This window comes from Solwaraspora sp. WMMA2059, from assembly GCF_027497315.1.
In the GTDB taxonomy this organism is placed as follows: domain Bacteria; phylum Actinomycetota; class Actinomycetes; order Mycobacteriales; family Micromonosporaceae; genus Micromonospora_E.
Map to the genome: position 1 here is coordinate 3,090,367 of NZ_CP114908.1, position 18,723 is coordinate 3,109,089.

At 71.9% G+C, this 18,723-nt stretch carries 18 protein-coding genes; 4 read left to right on the top strand and 14 right to left on the bottom strand.

What is annotated here, in order from left to right; all coding sequences use genetic code 11:
• Window positions 1–17: 17 nt before the first annotated feature.
• The 3 genes from O7553_RS14130 to O7553_RS14140 all read right to left on the bottom strand — a co-directional run bounded on the left by O7553_RS14130 (window position 18) and on the right by O7553_RS14140 (window position 3,669).
• Window positions 18–2,219 carry a GGDEF domain-containing phosphodiesterase gene (locus tag O7553_RS14130; RefSeq protein WP_281555254.1) on the bottom strand — a complete coding sequence of 734 codons (2,202 nt, stop codon included), beginning with the start codon at window positions 2,217–2,219 and terminating at the stop codon, window positions 18–20.
• Between the two features lie 120 nt (window positions 2,220–2,339).
• Window positions 2,340–3,101, bottom strand: coding sequence for an SDR family oxidoreductase (locus O7553_RS14135; protein ID WP_281555255.1), 762 nt, complete (start codon window positions 3,099–3,101; stop codon window positions 2,340–2,342).
• A gap of 4 nt (window positions 3,102–3,105) precedes the next feature.
• Window positions 3,106–3,669, bottom strand: coding sequence for a nuclear transport factor 2 family protein (locus tag O7553_RS14140; protein WP_281555256.1), 564 nt, complete (start codon window positions 3,667–3,669; stop codon window positions 3,106–3,108).
• 69 nt (window positions 3,670–3,738) lie between these two features.
• On the opposite strand from O7553_RS14140, the gene O7553_RS14145 reads away from it, so the two are divergent.
• Both O7553_RS14145 and O7553_RS14150 read left to right on the top strand, forming a co-directional pair.
• The gene (locus tag O7553_RS14145; protein ID WP_281555257.1) at window positions 3,739–4,836 is read left to right on the top strand and encodes an ABC transporter ATP-binding protein; all 1,098 of its coding nucleotides are present in this window, start codon (window positions 3,739–3,741) and stop codon (window positions 4,834–4,836) included.
• Complete coding sequence (locus O7553_RS14150) at window positions 4,836–5,861, top strand: ABC transporter ATP-binding protein (RefSeq protein WP_281555258.1); 1,026 nt, start codon at window positions 4,836–4,838, stop codon at window positions 5,859–5,861. Before O7553_RS14145 ends, O7553_RS14150 begins: the two co-directional genes overlap by 1 nt.
• Before the next feature lie 8 nt (window positions 5,862–5,869).
• Here the strand turns inward: O7553_RS14150 and O7553_RS14155 are convergent, their stop codons facing one another.
• Window positions 5,870–6,367: a nuclear transport factor 2 family protein gene (locus O7553_RS14155; RefSeq protein WP_281555259.1), complete on the bottom strand. Its 498-nt coding sequence runs from the start codon at window positions 6,365–6,367 to the stop codon at window positions 5,870–5,872.
• Between the two features lie 62 nt (window positions 6,368–6,429).
• Between O7553_RS14155 and O7553_RS14160 the strand changes: the two genes are divergently transcribed.
• Complete coding sequence (locus O7553_RS14160; RefSeq protein ID WP_123602222.1) at window positions 6,430–6,894, top strand: nuclear transport factor 2 family protein; 465 nt, start codon at window positions 6,430–6,432, stop codon at window positions 6,892–6,894.
• A gap of 68 nt (window positions 6,895–6,962) precedes the next feature.
• On the opposite strand, the gene O7553_RS14165 is transcribed toward O7553_RS14160, so the two are convergent.
• Genes O7553_RS14165 through O7553_RS14190 form a run of 6 tightly spaced genes read right to left on the bottom strand, consistent with a single transcriptional unit; the run spans window position 6,963 to window position 13,386 of the window.
• Window positions 6,963–8,189, bottom strand: a complete 1,227-nt coding sequence (locus O7553_RS14165; RefSeq protein WP_281555260.1) for a PLP-dependent aminotransferase family protein — start codon at window positions 8,187–8,189, stop codon at window positions 6,963–6,965.
• A 29-nt stretch (window positions 8,190–8,218) separates the two neighbouring features.
• Window positions 8,219–9,022, bottom strand: a complete 804-nt coding sequence (locus O7553_RS14170) for an SDR family oxidoreductase (protein WP_281555261.1) — start codon at window positions 9,020–9,022, stop codon at window positions 8,219–8,221.
• Between the two features lie 52 nt (window positions 9,023–9,074).
• The gene (locus tag O7553_RS14175) at window positions 9,075–9,950 is read right to left on the bottom strand and encodes an ABC transporter permease (protein ID WP_281555262.1); all 876 of its coding nucleotides are present in this window, start codon (window positions 9,948–9,950) and stop codon (window positions 9,075–9,077) included.
• Window positions 9,943–10,899, bottom strand: a complete 957-nt coding sequence (locus O7553_RS14180) for an ABC transporter permease (RefSeq protein WP_281555263.1) — start codon at window positions 10,897–10,899, stop codon at window positions 9,943–9,945. The genes O7553_RS14175 and O7553_RS14180 overlap by 8 nt, the downstream gene beginning before the upstream one ends.
• 28 nt (window positions 10,900–10,927) lie before the next feature.
• On the bottom strand, window positions 10,928–11,752 hold the full coding sequence (locus O7553_RS14185) for an SDR family oxidoreductase (RefSeq protein WP_281555264.1): 825 nt from the start codon (window positions 11,750–11,752) through the stop codon (window positions 10,928–10,930).
• Entirely contained in the window at window positions 11,749–13,386 is a 1,638-nt protein-coding gene (locus O7553_RS14190) for an ABC transporter substrate-binding protein (RefSeq protein WP_281555265.1), read from the bottom strand. Before O7553_RS14190 ends, O7553_RS14185 begins: the two co-directional genes overlap by 4 nt.
• 212 nt (window positions 13,387–13,598) lie before the next feature.
• Here O7553_RS14190 and O7553_RS14195 point away from each other — a divergent pair, with 212 nt between their 5' ends.
• The gene (locus O7553_RS14195; RefSeq protein ID WP_281555266.1) at window positions 13,599–14,267 is read left to right on the top strand and encodes a TetR/AcrR family transcriptional regulator; all 669 of its coding nucleotides are present in this window, start codon (window positions 13,599–13,601) and stop codon (window positions 14,265–14,267) included.
• A gap of 20 nt (window positions 14,268–14,287) precedes the next feature.
• On the opposite strand, the gene O7553_RS14200 is transcribed toward O7553_RS14195, so the two are convergent.
• From O7553_RS14200 to O7553_RS14215, 4 genes are read right to left on the bottom strand one after another with little or no spacing between them, the layout of a single operon-like run.
• Window positions 14,288–15,910: an FAD-dependent oxidoreductase gene (locus tag O7553_RS14200; protein ID WP_281555267.1), complete on the bottom strand. Its 1,623-nt coding sequence runs from the start codon at window positions 15,908–15,910 to the stop codon at window positions 14,288–14,290.
• A 19-nt stretch (window positions 15,911–15,929) separates the two neighbouring features.
• A complete protein-coding gene (locus tag O7553_RS14205) occupies window positions 15,930–16,706 on the bottom strand; it encodes a hypothetical protein (protein ID WP_281555268.1) in 777 nt (258 codons plus the stop codon).
• Window positions 16,699–16,938 (bottom strand): 4Fe-4S binding protein, encoded by a 240-nt coding sequence (locus tag O7553_RS14210; RefSeq protein WP_123602230.1) that lies wholly within the window; start codon window positions 16,936–16,938, stop codon window positions 16,699–16,701. The genes O7553_RS14205 and O7553_RS14210 overlap by 8 nt, the downstream gene beginning before the upstream one ends.
• Before the next feature lie 2 nt (window positions 16,939–16,940).
• Window positions 16,941–18,704 (bottom strand): FAD-dependent oxidoreductase, encoded by a 1,764-nt coding sequence (locus tag O7553_RS14215; protein ID WP_281555269.1) that lies wholly within the window; start codon window positions 18,702–18,704, stop codon window positions 16,941–16,943.
• Window positions 18,705–18,723: the final 19 nt, after the last annotated feature.

Here is an 18,723-nt window from a genome sequence, read left to right on the forward strand (position 1 = left end):
GGTCTCGGTCCGGGCCGCTACGGCACGGCGGACCGGCGCAGCAGGGCCCGCAGGGCCGGCTCCTCCACCGGCCGGGACAGGCCGAACCCCTGCCCGAACTCGCAGCCCATCGCGGTCAGCTCGGCCCGCTGATCGTCGTTCTCGATCCCCTCGGCCACCGTGCTGAGCCGTAGCCCTCGGCTCATCGCCAGGATCGCCCGGACCACCGGCAGGCAGGTCGGATCCTCGGCGCCGATCCGGCCCACGAAAATCTTGTCGATCTTCAACTCGTCGATCGGATAGCGGTGCAGGTGGCCGAGGGAGCTGAATCCGGTGCCGAAGTCGTCGAGGGCGATCCGCACGCCGAGTCGACGCAGCGCGGACAGCTGCGACTCGATCGCGTCGTGCTCGGTGGCCAGGACGCTCTCGGTCATCTCCAGGGTCAGCGTGGCCGGCGGTAGGCCGGAACGTTCCAACGCGGCGAGCACGTCCGCGACCACGTCGCCCAGCATGAACTGGCGCACACTGACATTGACGTTGATCTGCAGCGGTCGGCCGCTGAGCCGCTGCCATCCGGCACCGGTGACACAGGCCTGGCTGAGAATCCAACGGCCGAGTGGAACGATCAGCCCACTGTCCTCGACCAGCGGGATGAACTGGTCGGGCCGGACCATGCCGCGCTGCGGGTGACGCCATCGGACCAGCGCCTCCACGCCGCGTACCGCACCGTCGGACAGGGCGTGGATCGGCTGGTAGTGCAGGACGAACTCGCGCCGCGACAACGCGTCCTGCGCCTCCACCTGCAGGCGCACCCGGTCGACCGCAGGCTGGTGCAGTTCGGTGCGGTACCGCACCCGTCGGGCCCGGGACGCGCCCTTGGCGATCTGCAACGCGATGTCGGCCTCGCGCATCAGCCGGTCGGCGTCGGCGTCGCCGTCGCTGACCGCGATGCCGACCCGGGCGCCGATCAGCCGCAGGTGGCGGGCCACCTCGATCGGCCGGTCGAAGACCGCCAACAGGTCGTCGGCGATCCGCTCGGTGTCGCGGGCGGCGGCCCGCTCGGCAGTCAGCAGCACCGCGAACTCGTCACCGCCGAGGGCGGCCAGCAGGTCGGTGGCCGCCAACCGGCGCCGCAGCAGGCCGGCGACCTCGACCAGCAGGTCGTCACCGGCCTGGTGGCCGAGAGCGTCGTTGACCACCTTGAACGAATCGATGTCGACCAGCAGCAACGCGACGTCGGTGGTGCTGCCGAGCGCCGCGGCCAGCCGTTCCCGCAGCAGGGCCCGGTTGGCCAGGCCGGTCAGCGGATCGTGGTACGCCTGATGGCGCAGCCGCTCGGTGAGCCGCACCCGCTCGGTGATGTCACGGACGGCGAACAACAGCCCGTGGACGTTCGGATCGTGCAGCAGGTTCTGCCCGCTGATCTCGACCGTGGCCGGCTGCCCGGTGTCCGGGGCCGGGACCCGGCACTGCAGCGTCTCCGCCGCACCGGCTTCGCCGAGCAACCGCGAAATCCAGGCGTCGGCCACGGGCCGGTCCGCCGGGACGATCCAGGACAGCAGCCGGTCGCCGGGCAGCCCGTCGGTGAGCCGGAACACGTCCGCCGCCGCCGGGCTCAGGTAGCTGACCGTGGTGTCCCGGTCGGTCAGCACGATCACGTCGCGCGACGACCGGACGACCGCCTCGAACCGGGCCGCCGTGCCGGCCTCGTACCGGCGGACCGCGAGCAGCACCAGGCGCAGCGCCAACGACGACAGCAGCAGTCCGGGGCCGTACTGGCCGAGCTGCACCTCAGTCAGGGTGCCGCCGGCGGCGAGCACGCCGGTGGTCATCGCCGCGAGGGTGAACCCGACCGAGAGCAACGCCGCGGGCAGGCCGCCGTAGAGCGCGCGCAGCGCGGTGCCGACGAACAGCACCCCGCCGGCCGGTAACGCCCCGACTGCCCAGATCACCACGCCGACAGCGACGGCGGCGAGCAGGTCGTGGGCGATCGTCGGGCGTTCCCGCCGGTACAGCCGCACGGCGAGCACCGCCAGTACGCCGACAGCGGGCAGCACCGGCCAGGACCGGCTCGGCTCGACGACCGGTGAGATCAGCCACTGTGGAACTACAATGGCCAGGCAGGTCAGTAGGAAGGCCAGGAAGGCCCGGCGCACCACCGGCAGCAACGGCTGGTTCGCGCCGACCTTCACCCAGGATCGCAGCGCGGTCAGCCACTGACGGTGGCGTCCAGGGGCCATGTACGCCAGACTACGGCCTACGATCATGGCCTGGGGGGCCGACACTCCAGCGTTCGGTGTCCCTGGTGGACTGTTCGGTGGATACCGTGAGCCGAGCTACCGGTGGTAGCGACCAGTACGTCACAACAAGTTGGACCGGTGGAATCCGCCGTCGACCGGGACCATCGCCCCGGACAGGTACGACGAGTCCTCCGAGCACAGGAAGGCGATGGCTGCGGCGAACTCGTCGTACCCGCCGACCCGGCCCAGGTGCACCGCACGATCGAGATGCTGCTGGCGGTCCGGGCTCCGGTTGGGAAACGGCGCGTTGCCGACGACGATCCCGTTCGACGAGACCCCGCGGGATCCGTACTCCTTGGCGATCGAGGCGACCAGGGCGCTCATCCCGGCCTTGGCGGCGGCGTAGGCCGCACCGTTGACCTGGCCGTTGGTGCCGGAGATGGAGCCGATGCCGACGATGTGCCCGCGCCCGGCTGCCAGCATGCCGGGCAGCACGGCCCGGGCGCAGAGGAACGCCGAGGTGAGGTTCAGAGCGAGGAATCCGCTCCAGTCCTCGATGCTGGCGTCGGCCACCGCCGCCCAGGCGGCTCCGGGCAGTGCTCCACCGGCGTTGTTGACCAGGATGTCGACCGGGCCGTACCGGTCGGCCACCTCGGCGACCAGGTCGGCCACCTGGTCGGCCGAGGTGACGTCGGCCCGACCGGCGACCGCCCGACCGGGCAGGTCGTCGGCGGCCGCCCGGGTCTCGGCGATGCCGTCGGGATTGATGTCGTTGACGACGACCGTCGCTGACTCGGCGGCGAACCGCAGCGCGGTGGCCCGACCGATCCCCCGGCCGGCGCCGGTGACCAGAGCAACCTTTCCGGTGAAACTTCCGGGCATCGCGTCAGCCCTTCTGGAACAGGGGGTTGCGGGCGTTTTCGCTGATCACGACCATGGTGGCGAAGCGCCAGCCGACGTCGGGCTCACGTCGCATGCCGAACAGGTAGGCACCTTCGTGCTCACCGCGGCGAAACTGCGGACCGTCGCCGCTGGTCGCGACGAGGCTGTACACGGCGGCGACCGAGGCGGTCCGGCCGTCATCGGCGACCCGGATCACTGGAGGGTGGATGAGGTGACGCAGTTCGTAGGAGTTGATCACGTCGGCGGACGGTGGCCCGTCGGCGTCACCGGAGCGGGGCAGGACCGGGCGGAAGTACAGCTCGCGGAGCTTCTCCTTGCCCTTGACGGTCTCGTTCAGGGTGCCGCGCAGCTGCCGCTCGAAGTCGTCGGTGTAGTACTCCAGCAGGTCGTCCCAGCGGCGCCGGTCGCACAGCCAGCCGTAGAGCATCACCAGGTCGGCGATCCGGCGGTGGTCCTCGGCGAGGGCCACCCGCTGCTCGACCGTGTCCGGGGTCCGCTCGGGCAGTTGGACTACGGCGATCAGTTCGTCGAGTTCGTCGTCGGTCATCGGGTCTCCACGTTTCAGGCAGGTAACGGGGTCTCGCTCAAAGTACCAAGCGCTTGTTAGGCTGGCAACGTGCGATCCGATGAACCGGCTCCGTTGCTCGCCGTCGAGAACCTCGCCACGAGCTTCCCGACGCCGCGCGGTGTGCTGCGCGCCGTCGACGGGGTCTCCTTCACCCTCGCGCCCAGCGAGGCGCTCGGCGTCGTCGGCGAATCCGGCTCCGGCAAGTCGGTGCTGGTCCGCACCGTCATGAACATCCTGCCCCGGCAGGCGCAGGTCGCGGCGGAAAGTCGGATCCTGTTCGAGGGACACGAGGTCCGCGACCGTCGAGGCGCCGCCGCCCGGCACTTCTGGGGCGCCGAGGTGGCCATGGTGTTCCAGGATCCGATGACGTCACTCAACCCGGTCCGCACCATCGGGCGGCAACTCACCGAGCCGATGCGTCACCACCTCGGCCTCAGCAGACGCGCCGCCGACACCCGCGCCGCCGAACTGCTCGCCGAGGTCGGCATCAGTGAGCCGGTCCGGCGGCTGAGGCAGTACCCGCACGAACTCTCCGGCGGTATGCGGCAACGCGTCATGATCGGCATCGCGCTGTCCTGCTCACCCAAGCTGCTCATCGCCGACGAGCCGACCACCGCGCTGGACGTGACCGTGCAGAAGGAGATCCTCGACCTGCTCGCCCGGCTGCGCACCGAACTGCGGATGGCGATGATCCTGATCAGTCACGACCTGTCCGTGGTGTCCGGCCGCACCGACCGGACCATGGTCATGTACGCCGGCCGGGTGGCCGAGATCGGTCCGACCGCCGAGCTGTTCCGGCACACCCGGCACCCGTACACGGCGGCCCTGCTGCGCTCGACCCCCCGGATCGACCAGCCCAGCCACACCCCGCTGGAGGTGATCGCCGGCGGCGCCCCCGACCTGGTGCACCCGCCGCCCGGCTGCCGCTTCGCCCCCCGCTGCCGGCAGGCCCGGCCCCGGTGTCAGCAGGAGGACCCGGCACTGGCCGACGAACCCGGGCACCGGTACGCCTGCTTCTACCCGGTCGGCACCGAGGCCGGCGACCGCGCGCTCGCCGAGAACCTCGCCGACGGCCGGACCGGGGCCGGACTGGACCTCGCACCGGTCCCCACCGACCGGTCCACCCTCGACGGGGCGGTGAACTGATGGCCGGCACCGGCAAGGCGCACCTGCGCGACACCGATGACGTGGTGCTGCGGGTCGAGGACCTGACCGTACGGTTCCCGGCCGGGCGGGGACGCAGCGTGCAGGCGGTCTCCGGGATCAGCCTCGACGCCCGGGTCCGGGAGACCGTCGGCCTGGTCGGCGAGTCGGGTTGCGGGAAGTCCACCACCGGCCGGGCGATCCTGCAGCTGCCCCCACCGACCAGTGGTTCGGTCCGGTTCGACGGCACCGAGTTGACGGCGCTACACGGCGAGCGGCTGCGCCGCACCCGCACCCGACTCCAGATGATCTTCCAGGACCCGATCTCGTCGCTCAACCCCCGCCGGACCGTCCGGGACATCGTCGCCGAAGGTCTGCGGATCTGGCACCGCGAGGGCGGTCCCGCCGCCCGGCGGCGGGTGGACGAGGTCCTCGACGCCGTCGGGCTGGACCCCCGGCTGGTCGGCGACCGGCGACCACACGAACTGTCCGGCGGGCAGTGCCAGCGGGTCTGCATCGCCCGCGCCCTGGTGCTGGAACCGGCCGTGGTGCTCTGCGACGAGCCGGTAAGCGCGCTGGACGTCTCGGTACAGGCCCAGATCCTCAACCTGCTGGAGGAGATGAAACAGCGGTACGGACTGACGCTGCTGTTCGTCGCCCACGACCTGGCGGTGGTGAAGCGGGTCAGCGACCGGATCGTGGTGATGTACCTGGGCAAGATCTGCGAGGTCGCCCCGCCGGACGTGCTGTTCGCCCGGCCCGCCCACCCGTACACGGCGCTGCTGCTGCGCTCGATCCCGGAGCTGGACGACGGCTCCCCGGCCCCGGCCCGCACCAGCGGTGAGCTGCCGTCGGCGCTCGACCCGCCCAGCGGCTGCCGGTTCCGCACCCGGTGTCCACGCGCGGCGGATGTCTGTGCCCGTACCGAGCCGCAGCTGCGCCAGACCGGCCCGGACCAGTACGTCGCCTGCCACTTTCCGCAGGACGCGCCGGCCGACGGACCCACCGCCGGCCGGTCGCGGCCGTGACGGGCGGGTCAGTCCGCAGCGGCCGGCGCGACGAGCAGGTCGTCGCGGCGCATCCAGTCCAGCACGTGTTCCCGGCGGCTGATCAGCCAGCGGCCGTCGACCCGGACCAGTTCGTCGAGGTAACGCAGACCCCGGGTGCGCATCCGGGGGCCGGCGGCCGGCCGGTCGATCAGGTGGGCCTGGGCGTAGGTCTGCGCCACCGCGCGGTCGCCGGTCACCTCGGCGAAGTGGTTGCCGATGAAGTGCATCGACGCCCGCAGGTCGACGATCTCCAGTGGGAACCGGACCGGCGACTGGCCGGTGAAGAAGGCCATGATCCGGTCGATCCCGCCGGCCACCCGTACCCCCTCGTAGATCCCCTCCACGTCGTCGGTGAAGCAGCCGCGCAGCCGGTCCCAGTCCCGGCTGTCGATCGCCATGAAGTACCGGTTGACCACGTCGGCGATGGCAAGCCGGTCGGCGGTCAGCGGGTCGATGACCCGACCCTGCGTCCGTGACGTGTCCATGACCCGATCTCCTGTCCTCGAATTGACGGTGCCGCGCCGCGGCGCCCCGTCGAAAGGTGTGCATGATGCCCGGATACGCCGATGACCGAGCGGCCATCGTCGAGTTGTTGAACCGGTACGCGCAGTGCTGCGACCGGCGTGAGTTCGAGGCGGTCGGCGGCTGCTTCACCGACGACGCCCAGGCCGAGTACTCCGGCAAGCGGCTGCCGCGCGGGGTGCGCCACATCGTCGCGCACATGGCGCCGCTGGCCCGACTGGCCGCCAGCCAGCACGTGGTCGGCTCGGCCACCGTCGAGGTCGACGGCGACTCGGCGGTCGCGAGCTCGTACACGGTTGCCCACCTGGTCCGGCCGGTGCCCGACGGCCACGAGGTGGTGCACCGGGGGCTGCACTACGCCGACCGGCTGGTCCGCACCGGCGACGGCTGGCGGATCAGCGAACGGGTGCACCAGGTGCTCTGGAGCACCAGCTCGCCGACCACCTGGCCGGTGCCCCGGTTCACCACCGCCGCCCAGCCGGCCGACTGACCGGTCGTCGCCGCCCGGACCCGCCCGGTCCCACCCGGCATGTCCGGGCGGGTCCGGCATTGCCGGACTCACCCGGACGCCGTCAGGTCGTCGAAAGCATCCCCGAGGCGGTCGACCGCGGCCACCAGACCCGCCGGGCCCAGCATGCTGAACGACAGGCGCAGCTGCCGGGGGTAGGCGTCCGCCAGCGAGAACTCGTTACCCGGGACCACCGAAACGGCCCGGCGCATGGCGGCGCGGGCCAGGGCCAACGCGTCGATCTCCGGGGTCTGGACGCCGGCCCAGACGAACATCCCGCCGTCCGGCATCGAGGTGACCAGCCGACCGGCCAGCCGGTCGGCCACCGCCCCGGTCAGGGCCTCGGCCCGGGCCCGGTACAGGTCCCGCAGCCAGGCCAGGTGCCCGGCGAACCAGTCCGGGTCGGTCAGCAGCTCGACGAGCAGCCGTTGGCTCAACGCGGCGGAGTTCAGATCGGTCGCCTGCTTGGCCACCGCCAGCGCCCGGTGCAGCCACCTCGGTGCGACCAGGTAGCCGACCCGCAGCCCGGGTGCCACCAGCTTGGAGAAGCTGCCGAGGTAGACCACCTGCTCGGCGTCGTCGGCGGCGACCGGCGGCAGGTCGACTCCGGCGAACCGCAGCTGGCCGTACGGGTCGTCCTCGACGACGAGGAAACCGTACCGGGCCGCGAGCTGCGCCAGTCGGGTACGCCGTCGCGCGGTGAGGGTGCGTCCGCTCGGGTTGGAGAAGTTCGGCACCAGGTAGCACAGCTTCGGCCGCAGCCCGGCCTGTAGCCGCCCGGCCAGCACCTCGGTGTCCATCCCGTCGTCGTCGACCGGCACCTCGACGATCCTCGGCTGGTAGCCGGCCAACGCCCGCAGCGCCCCGACGTAGGCCGGCGACTCGACCACCGCCACGTCACCGGGGTCCAGCAGCACCTTGCCGATCAGGTCGAGCGCCTGTTGCGAACCGGTGGTGACCAGCAACCGCCCGGTCGGATCGGGCAGCCGCAGCCGGCCGGCCAGGTCGGCACCGACCAGGTCGAGCAGGTCCGGGTCGCCCTCGGTGGCCGAGTACTGCAGGGCGGAGCCGGCCCCGCCGGCCAGCGCCCGCTCGGCCGCTGCGGCGACCGCCCGCGCCGGGAACGCCTCGGCCGGCGGCAGCCCGCCGCCGAGCGACAGCAGCGCCGGCCCGGGTACGTCGCCGGCGGACGGCCGGGCCGCCGCCGCGACCAGCTCCCGCAGCTTCGACGGACGCATCCCGGCGGTACGGGCGGCGAACTCGGGTCGGGACGTCATCGCATTCCTTCCGTGGACGCTGGTCGGCGTCACCCCATCGACCATCCGCCGTTGGCCCGGATCAACTGCCCGGTGACGAACCGGGCGGCATCGGAGACCAGATAGAGCACCAGCAGCGCCTGGTCCTGCGGCTCCCCGACGATGTTCAGCGGCGAGCGGGCCGCCATGCCGGCCAGCCACTGGCTGCGCCGCTCCTCGTCGACGGTGCCGTCGGCGGCGGTGAAGTTGCGGGCGCTGAAATTGGTCAGGGTGGCGCCAGGCGCGATCGCGTTGACCCGTACCCCTTTCGGGCCGAGCTCCAGGGCGAGGGTCCGGGTCATCCCGACGACGGCGAGTTTGCCGAGGTGGTAGAGCCCGTAGCCGGCGGCGGGCAGATCGGCGGCGGTCGACGAGATGTTGACGATGGCCCCGCGGCCCTGGCGCGTCATCACCGTCGCGGCGGCCTGGCAGCCGTACAGCACGCCCTTGACACTGATCGCGAGCTCGGCGTCGAGGTCCGCGCCGGTGACCTCGGTCAACTCGCGGACCAGGGACGGCACGCCGGCGATGTTGCACTGGATGTCGAGGCCGCCGTACCGGTCGACGGCGGCGGTGGCCAGGGCGTCCAGGTCGGCCCGACGGCTGACATCGGTGTACTGGAAGCTGGCCCGTCCGCCGGCGACGGTGATGTCGGCGACGGTCGCCGCGCCGCGTTCGGCGTCGATGTCGGCGACCACCACGGCGGCGCCGGCGCGGGCGAGGGTCTGTGCGACCGCCTGGCCGATTCCGCTGCCGGCGCCGGTGACCGCGGCGACGCGGCCGTCCAGCCGGAACGCCGACTCGTCCATCCGCATGACGTACCTCCTGCTGCTCGGGTCGAGGGCGGCCCGGTCCCGGACGTTGCCGTCAGACCTGGGAGTCCCGGGGATCCCAGCGGGCCCGGGCACGTTCCCCGACGATGTTCAGGCTGAAGACGGTGAGGAACATGAACACGCCGGGGATCAGCGGTACGTGCGGGTGCCGGCGCAGCTCCCGCAGGCCACCCTCGGCGATCATGTTTCCCCAGGACGGGGCGGGCTGCTGCAGCCCGAGGCCGAGGAAGGCCAGCGATCCTTCCGCGACGATCAGCACGGCGGCGACGATGAAGGCGTAGGAGACCAGCGGCAGTGCCACGTTGGGCAGCAGTTCGCGGATCAGGATCCGGGTGTGCCGGGCGCCCATCGCCCGGCTGGCGGTGACGAACTCCCGTTGGGCGAACAGCAGCGTGTTGGCCCGGGCCAGTCGGATCATCGTCGGGATGCCGACCACGGCCAGGGCCAGACCGCTCTTGAGCACCGCCTCCGGCACGGTCCGGGGCGGGCCGAGCACCGCGGCGAAGGCGATCAGCAGGACGAGGGCGGGGATCACCAGGGCGGCGTCGGCGAAGATGCCGATCACCACGTCCACCCAGCCACGGAAGTAGCCGGCGACCATTCCGACCGCACCGCCGATCAGCAGGCTGACCAGTACGGTGCAGCCGACGGTCAGCAGACTCACCCGGGCTCCGTAGATGGACCGGGCCAGCAGGTCGAGACCGAAGCCGTTGGTGCCCAGCGGGTTGGCCGAGAACAGGTCGGGGCGGGCGTAGCCGGCGATCCCGATCGTCTGGGTGGTGTCGTCGGCGTTGCCCAGCGGCAGCAGGTCGGCGAGCAGGGCGCAGCCGGTGAGGGCGACCAGCCAGCCGAGGCTGATCCAGAAGGCGAGGTCGATCCGACGGCGTCGGGTACGGCTGGGCTCAGGCATGCCGCCTCCGGATCCGTGGGTCCAGATAGCCGTACAGCACGTCGACGGTGAGGTTCAGCAGCAGGTAGATGATCGCGATCAGCAGTACGCCGCCCTGCACCAGCTTGTAGTCGTTGCTCTGCGCGGCGTTGATGATCACGTTGCCCACCCCGGGCAGCACGAAGACCGCCTCGACGATGATGGTGCCGCCGAGCAGCCGGCCGGCGCTCACCCCGGCCAGCGTGATCAGCGAGAACGACGAGGGGCGCAGCGCCTCGCGGAGCATGATGTGCCAGCCGGGCATGCCCTTGGCCTTCGCGGCCAGGATGAAGTCCTCCTGCAGGGTGGCGACCAGGTCGCCGCGCAGCAGCCGGGCGAAGACCGGGGCCTCGGCCAACGCCAGGGTGAGCGCGGGCAGGAAGGCGTGCCACAGGTTCTGGCCGAGACCGTCGTCGGACGGCCGGGACCACTGCCCCAGCGGGAACCAGTCCAGGTGGATGGCGAACACCAGCAGCAGGAGCAGGCCGACCAGGAACGGCGGCACCGAGATGACGCCGATGGTGCCGGCCGAGATCCACCGGTCGACCAGCCCGCCGGCCCGGTACGCCGACCACATCGCCAACGGGACGGCGATCAGCAGGGCCAGCACGATGGCCATCGCGGCGAGCTGCAGGTTCACCGGGAACGCCCGCAGCAGCCGGTCGGAGACGTCTTCGATCGGCGGGACCAGGTTCTGGCCGAGGTCGCCACGCAGCACACCGCCGAGCCAATCGAGATAGCGCTGCACCGGCGGCTGGTCCAGCCCCATCTCGGTCCGGATCCGCTGGTAGTCGGCGGGCGTACCGGTGTTGCCGAGCACCTGCGCGGCGGGGTCGCCCGGCCCCAGCTGGAGCAGGACGAACGTGCCCACGCTGACCAGGAACAGCACCGGGACGAGCAGGGCCAGCTTGATGGCCACCGTCCGTAACATCAGTGCTCCTCCTCTCGTCGCCGCCGGCTCACACCAGCGGGGCCGGGCCGCCGTCGACCTCGATGGTCTGACCGGTCAGGTACGACGCCGCGTCGCTGGCCAGCCACCGGATCGCCGCGGCGATCTCGGCGGGGTCGCCGATCCGGCCGAGGACCGCGATCCGGCCCATCGCGTCGATCTCGGCGGCGCTGCGGTTGCGCTCCATCAACGGGGTACGGACCGGTCCGGGTGCGACGCAGTTGACCCGGATCCCGGCGGGACCGTGGTCGATGGCCAGCGCCCGGGTCAGTCCGACGACCCCGGCCTTGGCGGCGCAGTACGCCGGGTTGGCCCGCATGCCGCGCAGTCCCGCCCCGGACGAGACATTGACGATGGCCCCGCCGACCGCCGTCAGCTGCGGCAGCGCGGCCCGGCACATCAGGTAGACCGAGGTGAGGTTGAGCGACAGCCAGCGGTCCCACTCGGCGAGGTCGATGTCGATCACGGTACGGCCGGGCCGGCTGCCGCCCACCACGTTGATCAGCGCGTCCAGCCGCCCGTACCGGGTGGTGGCCGCGTCGACCGCCGTGGCCGCGCCGGCCTCGCTGGTCGCGTCGGCGACCACGGTCGTCACGCGGTCGGCACCGGCCAGGTCGGCGGCGGTCGCTGCCAGCCCGGCCGCGTCGACGTCGGCCAGCACCAGCCGGTAGCCGGCCTCGGCGAAGGACCGCGCGGTGGCCGCCCCGATCCCGTGGGCGGCTGCGGTGATCAGGGCCACCGGGGGTGCCGGGGTGGCGCCGGCAGCGCCGGCACCACCCCGCCCGGTGACCCGCGCCGACGGGTCAGCGGCGTCGGTCGCGGATCGTCCGGTCATCCCCGCGTCGCCCTACCGAGCAGCACCACGGTGTTGACGCTCTGCAGCACGTCGCCGACCTCGTCGGAGATCAGCACGACCTCCGGCTGCGCGGTCAGCGCGAGGAACGGCACGTCCTCGGCGTACGCCCGGGCGATGGTGCTGATCGCGGCCTTCACCTCGGCCTCGCTGCCGGCGGCCCGGCCGGCGGCGATCGCCTCGTCGACGCTGGGGTTGACGTAGCCGGAGAAGTTGCCACCGCCGGTGGTGACGTAGGTCGAGTTGAAGTCGCGGTTGAGGGCGAAGAACGGCTCGGCGTCGGAGATCGACGAGCCGAAGCAGGCCAGGTCGAAGTCCTTGCGCACGATGACCGCCGAGGTGTTCGCGGCGATCTCCTGCTGGTCGGTGAGGTCGACCTGCATACCGGCCGCCTCCAGCATGCCCTGCACCGCGGTCCCCCAGGTCGGCAGGCCGGTGTGGCAGCTGACCCGGATCCGCCCGTCCCAGCCGTCGGCCTTGGCCTGCTCGACCAGGTCGCGGGCCCGCTCGATGTCGTAGGCCGGACCTTCGACACCGTCGTACCAGCGGGAGTCCTCGGAGATCAGGGCGCTGGACATGAAGCCGGCGCCGCCGTACACCCGCTGTTTGAGCGTCTCCAGGTCGATGGCCGCGGCCACCGCCTGCCGGACCCGCTTGTCGGCGGTGGGTGCGGTGGACTCCAGTTCGGTGCCGTCCGGCTGGCCCTCGCACTGCGGTGCCGGCTCGCCTTCCTGGCAGGTGATCGGGAATCCGTTGTTCATGATCAGGGTGTCGTTGGCGGAGTACTGGACCCGGATGCCCTCGGCACCGTCCGCCTCGGCGTCCGCGATCGCCCCGGCGTCACGCAGGAAGGCCAGGTCGACGCTGCCCGCGCGGAACGCCTCGTAGGTCTGCGGCCCGTCACCGGCGTGGATGAACCGCACCCCGTCCAACGGGACCTCGCCGCCCCAGTAGTCGGGGTTGCGGGTGAGGGTCAGCGACTCGTCGGGGCGGAACTCGTCGAAGACGAACGGCCCGGCACCGGCACCCTGCGGGTTGGTGCCGAACGCGTCGCCCTGGGCGGCCACCGCCGCCGGGTTGACCACCATGCCGGGGGTCCCGGCGAGGGCGAACGGGAAGTTGTTCCACGGGAAGGCGAGGGTGAACACGACCGTCAGATCGTCGGGGGTGGCGTAGTCGGTGATCGGCGCGACCAGCGAACTGGCGTTGGACCGTGCCTCGGTGTGCCGTTGCATGTTCGCCACGACGGCCGCCGAGTCGTACGGCGCGCCGTCGCTGAAGGTGATCCCGGACCGCAAGGTGAGGGTCCACTGGGTGAAGTCGTCGTTGGGGGTCAGCGACTCGGCGGTCTGCGGCTCGAAGGCCCCGCTGGCCGGGTCGTACCGCATGATCGTGTCGTAGAGCGCCGCGAGTTCCGCGCCGCCGGAGTTGCCGGTGCCGGCCACCTGGACCGGATCGAGTGACTGGGTGGCGGACCAGGTGGCCATGGTGATCGTGCCGCCGGTCTCGTTGGTTTCGTTGTCGTCGCCGCAGGCGGCCACGGTGGCGAGCAGCAGCCCGGCCACCGCGACGCGGACGGGCGCCCCGTTCCACTTGTATTTCCGACCAGTTGCCATCTGCTTCTCCTGGTAGCCGTGAAGCCCGAGGCTTTGTGAATGCCATGTAAACTAGCCACGTACCGGCCACCAATCAAGCGCTCGCTTGGAGATTGTTACCCGAGCTCGACCTGGGGCGACCAGCCCAACCCCGACACCCGTCGCACCAAGCGCTTGATTGACTCTGCTATGCTGACGCCCGCCCGTTGCACCGCAGACCCGAAAGAGGCACCGTGGCAGAGTCGCTGGATCGACGACAGCAGATCATCGCCTGCGCGGCGGCCTTCTTCGCCAGTCGCGGCGTGGCCGCCACCACGGTCCGGCAGATCGCCGACGAGGTCGGCATCCTGTCCGGCAGCCTGTACCACCACTTCGACTCGAAGGAAGCGATCGTCGAGGCGATCCTCGGCCCCTACCTGGAGGATCTGCGCCACCGGTACGCCGGGGTGCTGGCCGGGGAGAACGATCCGGCGACCCGGCTGCGCGAGCTGGTCCGCGCCTCGCTGGACACCGCCGCGGCGCACCCGCACGCCACCGAGATCTACCAGAACGACGTCAACTACCTGCGTGGCCTGGCCCGGTTCCACTACCTCAAGGACGTCGCCCGCGAAGTGCAGAGCGCCTGGCTCGGGGTGATCGAAGCGGGCGTCAGCAGCGGAGCGTTCCGCCCCGACATCGATACCCGGGTGTTCTACCGCTTCATCCGCGACGCGGTATGGCTGTCGGTCCGGTGGTTCCACCCGAGCCCCGACAATCCCACCAGCCGGCTCGCCGACCAGTGCACCGCGATCTTCCTCGACGGCCTGGCCGCACGCCCGACCGATGCCGCCGCGCCGGCCCTGCCGACCCCACCAGCCGCGGTTGACGCGGTCGGTGGGGCGGCGCCGGCACCGGCCGGCTGACCGGCCGGTAACCGGCCGGCTCATCCGGCGGCCAGCGAGCGCCCGCTCAGGTATCCGTACGTCATCCCGGCGGCGAGCGTCGCGCCGGCACCCGGATAGCCCGGTCCGAACGGGCTGGCCGCCACGTTCCCGCAGGCGTACAGGCCGCCGATCAGCCCACCGTCGACGTCCCGCACCTGGCCGTGCTCGTCGCAGAGCGGGCCGCCCTTGGTGCCCAGACAGCCCAGGTGCAGCCGTACCGCGTAGTAGGGACCGTCACCGAGCGGACGCAGGTTGCGGTGCGGAGTCACCGTCGGATCGCCCCGGTACCGGTCGTACACCGTCGTGCCCCGACCGAACTGCGGATCCCGGCCCTGCGCGGCGTGCCGGTTGAACTCGGCGACCTGCTCGGCCAACCCGTCCGGGTCGATGCCGACCGCGCCGGCCAGCTCCGCCAAGGTCGGTGCCGTCGCCATCCACCCCGGGGTCGGCGCGTCCGGGGTCGCCGTGGCGACCGAGTACGACGACCGGAACCGGTCGTCGAACACCAGCCAGCAGGGCAGGTTGGCGTACTCGTAGCGGATCGGGTCGAACGTGGCCATCGCCTTGCCGAGGTCGTTGTAGTTCATCGCCTCGTTGGAGAACCGCCGGCCGTGCCGGTTGACGATGATCCCGCCGGGCAGCGCCCGCAGACCTGACGTGGGCCGGAACAGCGGCGCGCCGTCGTAGGTGTCGCCGACCGCGTACACCATCGGCCCCCACCAGGCCTCGTTCATGTTGCCGAGCGCGGCACCGACCTCCATCACCATCCGCAACCCGTCACCGGCGTTCGCCGGTGGGCTGGCCGGTGCGTCCATCGGTACGCCGAGGAACTGCCCGACCATCGCCGGGTCCCACTCGAACCCACCGGAGGCCAGCACCACACCCCGCTGCGCGACGATCTCCACCTCGCCGTCGCCGGTGGCCACGGTGATCCCGTCGACCCGTCCGCCGGTGCGCCGCAGCCGGACCGCCCGGGTGTCGGTGTGCACCGTGGCGCCGAGTTGCAGGCAGCCGTACAGCAGCTCACCGACCAGGGCGGCGCCCATGCCGACCACGCCCTTCGCGGTGCGTTCGGCGATCAGCGCCCAGTCCCACCGGTCCAGGGTGTCCATCCCCCACTGGTCCAGTTCGAGCTTGGTGACCGGCACCGTCGAATGCGTCGGCCGCAGCTTGCCGCGCAGCTCGCCAAGGACGGTCGCGTCGAACAGGTCGCTCTGCAGGGTGCGTCCGCCCGGATGCGCCCCGGGCAGGTCCGGCTGGTAGTCCGGGTGCTCCCGGTTCGGGGTGAAGCGCAGCCCGGTGCGCGCCACCACCAGGTCCAGCATCGGGTTGACCTGGTCGACAAAGGCCTCGATGACCTGGTCGGGGACCCGGTCCAGGGCGAGTCGTCGCAGGTAGGTGAGCGCGTCGTCGCGGCTGTCCGGCACGCCCGCCTCGGCCAGCCAGCGGTTCGCCGGCGCCCAGATGGAGCCGCCGGAGACCACGGTGGTGCCGCCGATCACCGGCGCCTTCTCCAGGATGGTGACCTGCCGGCCGGCCGCGGCGGCGGTCAACGCCGCGGTCAGCCCGGCGGCGCCGGTGCCGACCACCACCACATCGGTACGGCGTGGCAACTCGTGCATGGCTCGTCTGCTCCCCTCGTCAGGCGCTGGCCCGCCGGGCTTCGAGTGCCTGGCGGATGTTGCGCAGGAAGTCCTCGGCGGTCGGCTCCACCATCGGCCCCATCAACAGCTCGACCATCGGGGCCATCGGACCGCCCGGGGTGAGCTGCAGATGAAAGCGCAACCGGGACCGGCCTGTCCGGGCCGATGTCGGCGGGCCCGCCTCCCGGCCGACCGCGGCGGCACCGGTAGCAGCGGCCGGCTGGCCGTGCCCGGCCGTCGGACCCGCCTGCTGGCCGTCGACCGCCGGCGGGTGGGTTGCCCGGCGGCGGTTCAACCAGCGCAGCAGGCGGCCGGCCACGGCGAACCTGATCCGGCGCAGCAGTCCGGGACGGGTCTGTTCGTCGCCGCGCTCGGGCCGTCGCTGCTCTCCCGAGGCCGGGGAACCGTCGGTTGGGGAACCGTCGGTTGGGGAACCGTCAGTCGGGCCGACCGCAGCGGCGGCGCCCGGCACCGACGGCGCGTCGACCGGCTCGATGTCGAAGCTGCCCTGCCCGGTGATCCGTTCGGTCAGCCCGGTGATGGTGAACTCCGCCCGCCGGCCCGGCTCCCAGACGGTGATGTCGGCCTGCAGGTCCACCTCACGGGCGAGGACCCCGACGTCACCGCGCAGCGTCCAGATCGACCGCCGGTCGTCGACCAGGTCCAGCTTCTGGAAGCCGACCAGGAAGTGCGCCCAGTTCGGGATCACCTCGACGAACGACCACACCTCGTCGACGCCGACGTCGATGTCCAGGGTGTAGCTCGCCTCAATCATGGTCGGGCCGACCTGGCAGGATGGAGATCGGCTGCTGCCGCATGCTCCAGGTGAACTCGATGTCGATCGCGCCGGCCGGGCACTCCACCCGGCAGACGTCGCAGTAGCTGCACTCGTCCGGGTAGCGGACCATCTCCGCCACGCCCCGGTCGATGTGCAGGATGTCGCCCGGACAGACGTCCTGGCAGATCCCGCAGAGCGTGCAGAGGTTCTCATTGATCCGTGGTGCCATGCCTATCCCACCTTTCCGGCGAGCCGTGCTCCCCGCTCACCGACCAGTTCCACGACCGACCGGTTCTCCAGTTGCGCCGCACGCCAGGACGGGGTCGGCACGGTGTGCTCCAGCACCGGCTGCTCGCCGTCGTGTCCGGCCAGGATCGACACGCCGAGCCACCGCTGGTCGTCGGCGCCGGGCCGGTCGGTGCGGTAGTGGCCCATCAGGAAGCTGAACCGGCTCTCGTCGCGCTCCAGCGCGACGGCGGTCATCATCTCGTCGAACAGCCGCAGGTCGAACGCCTCGTGGGCGCGCATCAGCTCGTGGCCGTTGCCGGCGTGGACCTCGCCGGCCGCCGCCGCGTACCCGCGCAGGTACTCGGCGGCCTGCCGCAGCCCGATCTCGTTGCGGTCCATTCCGACGTACTTGGTCATCAGGTCCTGCAGCTGGTGCTCGTACTCGCGCCAGCCGATCCCGCTGGTCCGGTTCAGCGGTGCCAGGGTCCGCCGACGTTCGGCGGCCACCGCCGAGGCGTCCAGCACCGGTGCGGCGGCGGACCGGGCGAACTCGGCGGCGGTCCGGCCGATGACGTACCCGCTGGCCAGTGAGCCGGCCAGGGCGTACGCCGGGGTGGCCAGGTCACCGGCGGCGAACATGCCGGGAACCCGGGTCTGCCCGTCCGCGCCGACCACCACGCCCTTGGGCGATCCGGTGGCCGACCAGGCGCCGTTGAACAGTTCGAACTCGACCGGGTGCCGGGACAGGTCGATGCCGGACTGCTCCAGGAACTCCAGGAACAGCGGGGCGTCGTAGGAGATGTAGTCGCTGATCGCGGCGATCTCAGCGGGCGGCAGATGGGTGCAGTCGATGTACACCGGGCCACGGCCGGCGAGCACCTCACCGGCCGCCTTGCCGACGATGCCGAACCCGAACCGCCGCTCCCCCGCGACGTCCGGCAGGTCGGCGATGAGCTGACCGTTGCCGTTGACCAGCCGGCCACCGGCCTCCAGCAGGTTGCCCATCGCGCCGGTGGCGAAGCCACGCGGGAAGAGGAAGGTCCCGAGGAACTCGATGTTGGCGGCCACCGCGCCGGCCCGGGCGGCGAGGGCGAACCCGGTGGTGGCGTGGTAAGGCCGGTGGTAGGTGTGGAACGCGTCGCGGCGGGGCGAGTTGAAGATGACCCGTTCGGCGTTGCCGGTGGCGACGATCACCGCGCCGGCGCGGAAGGTCAGAAACTCGCAGGACCGGATGTCGAAGCCGGTGGCGCCGACCGCGCGGCCGGTGTCGTCGAGCTGCACGCTGGTGGCGTGGACCCCGCCGATGATCCGGACCCGGTCGGTGGCGGCCGCCCGCTCGGCCAGCCGGGGCTTGATGTCGGCGCCGTCGAACTTGAGCACGATCGGACCGGGCGTCCACATCCGCCCGACCCGCTCGTAGTCGCCGTCGGCGTTGCGCAGTGGCACGCCGGACTCCTCCAGGAACCGACAGACCGCCGGCAGCGGTTCGATGCCCAGCGGCCGGGCCACCTCCATGTCGACCAGCCCGAGGGCGATGTCGCAGTACCAGTCGGCGAAGACCTCCGGGGTGTCCCAGGGCTCGCCCAGATCCAGGTAGGTGGTGAGGAAGGCCAGTCCCCGGCCGGCGTCGCCGGAGCGCCGTACCGACCTGGTCTTGTCGACCAGGACCACCGAGGCACCCGCCTCCGCGGCCCGCACGGCCGCCACGCAGCCGGCGATTCCCCCACCGATGACGAGTACGTCGGACTCGATCACGTTGCCGTCCACCGGTGCCTCCCTCCTATCG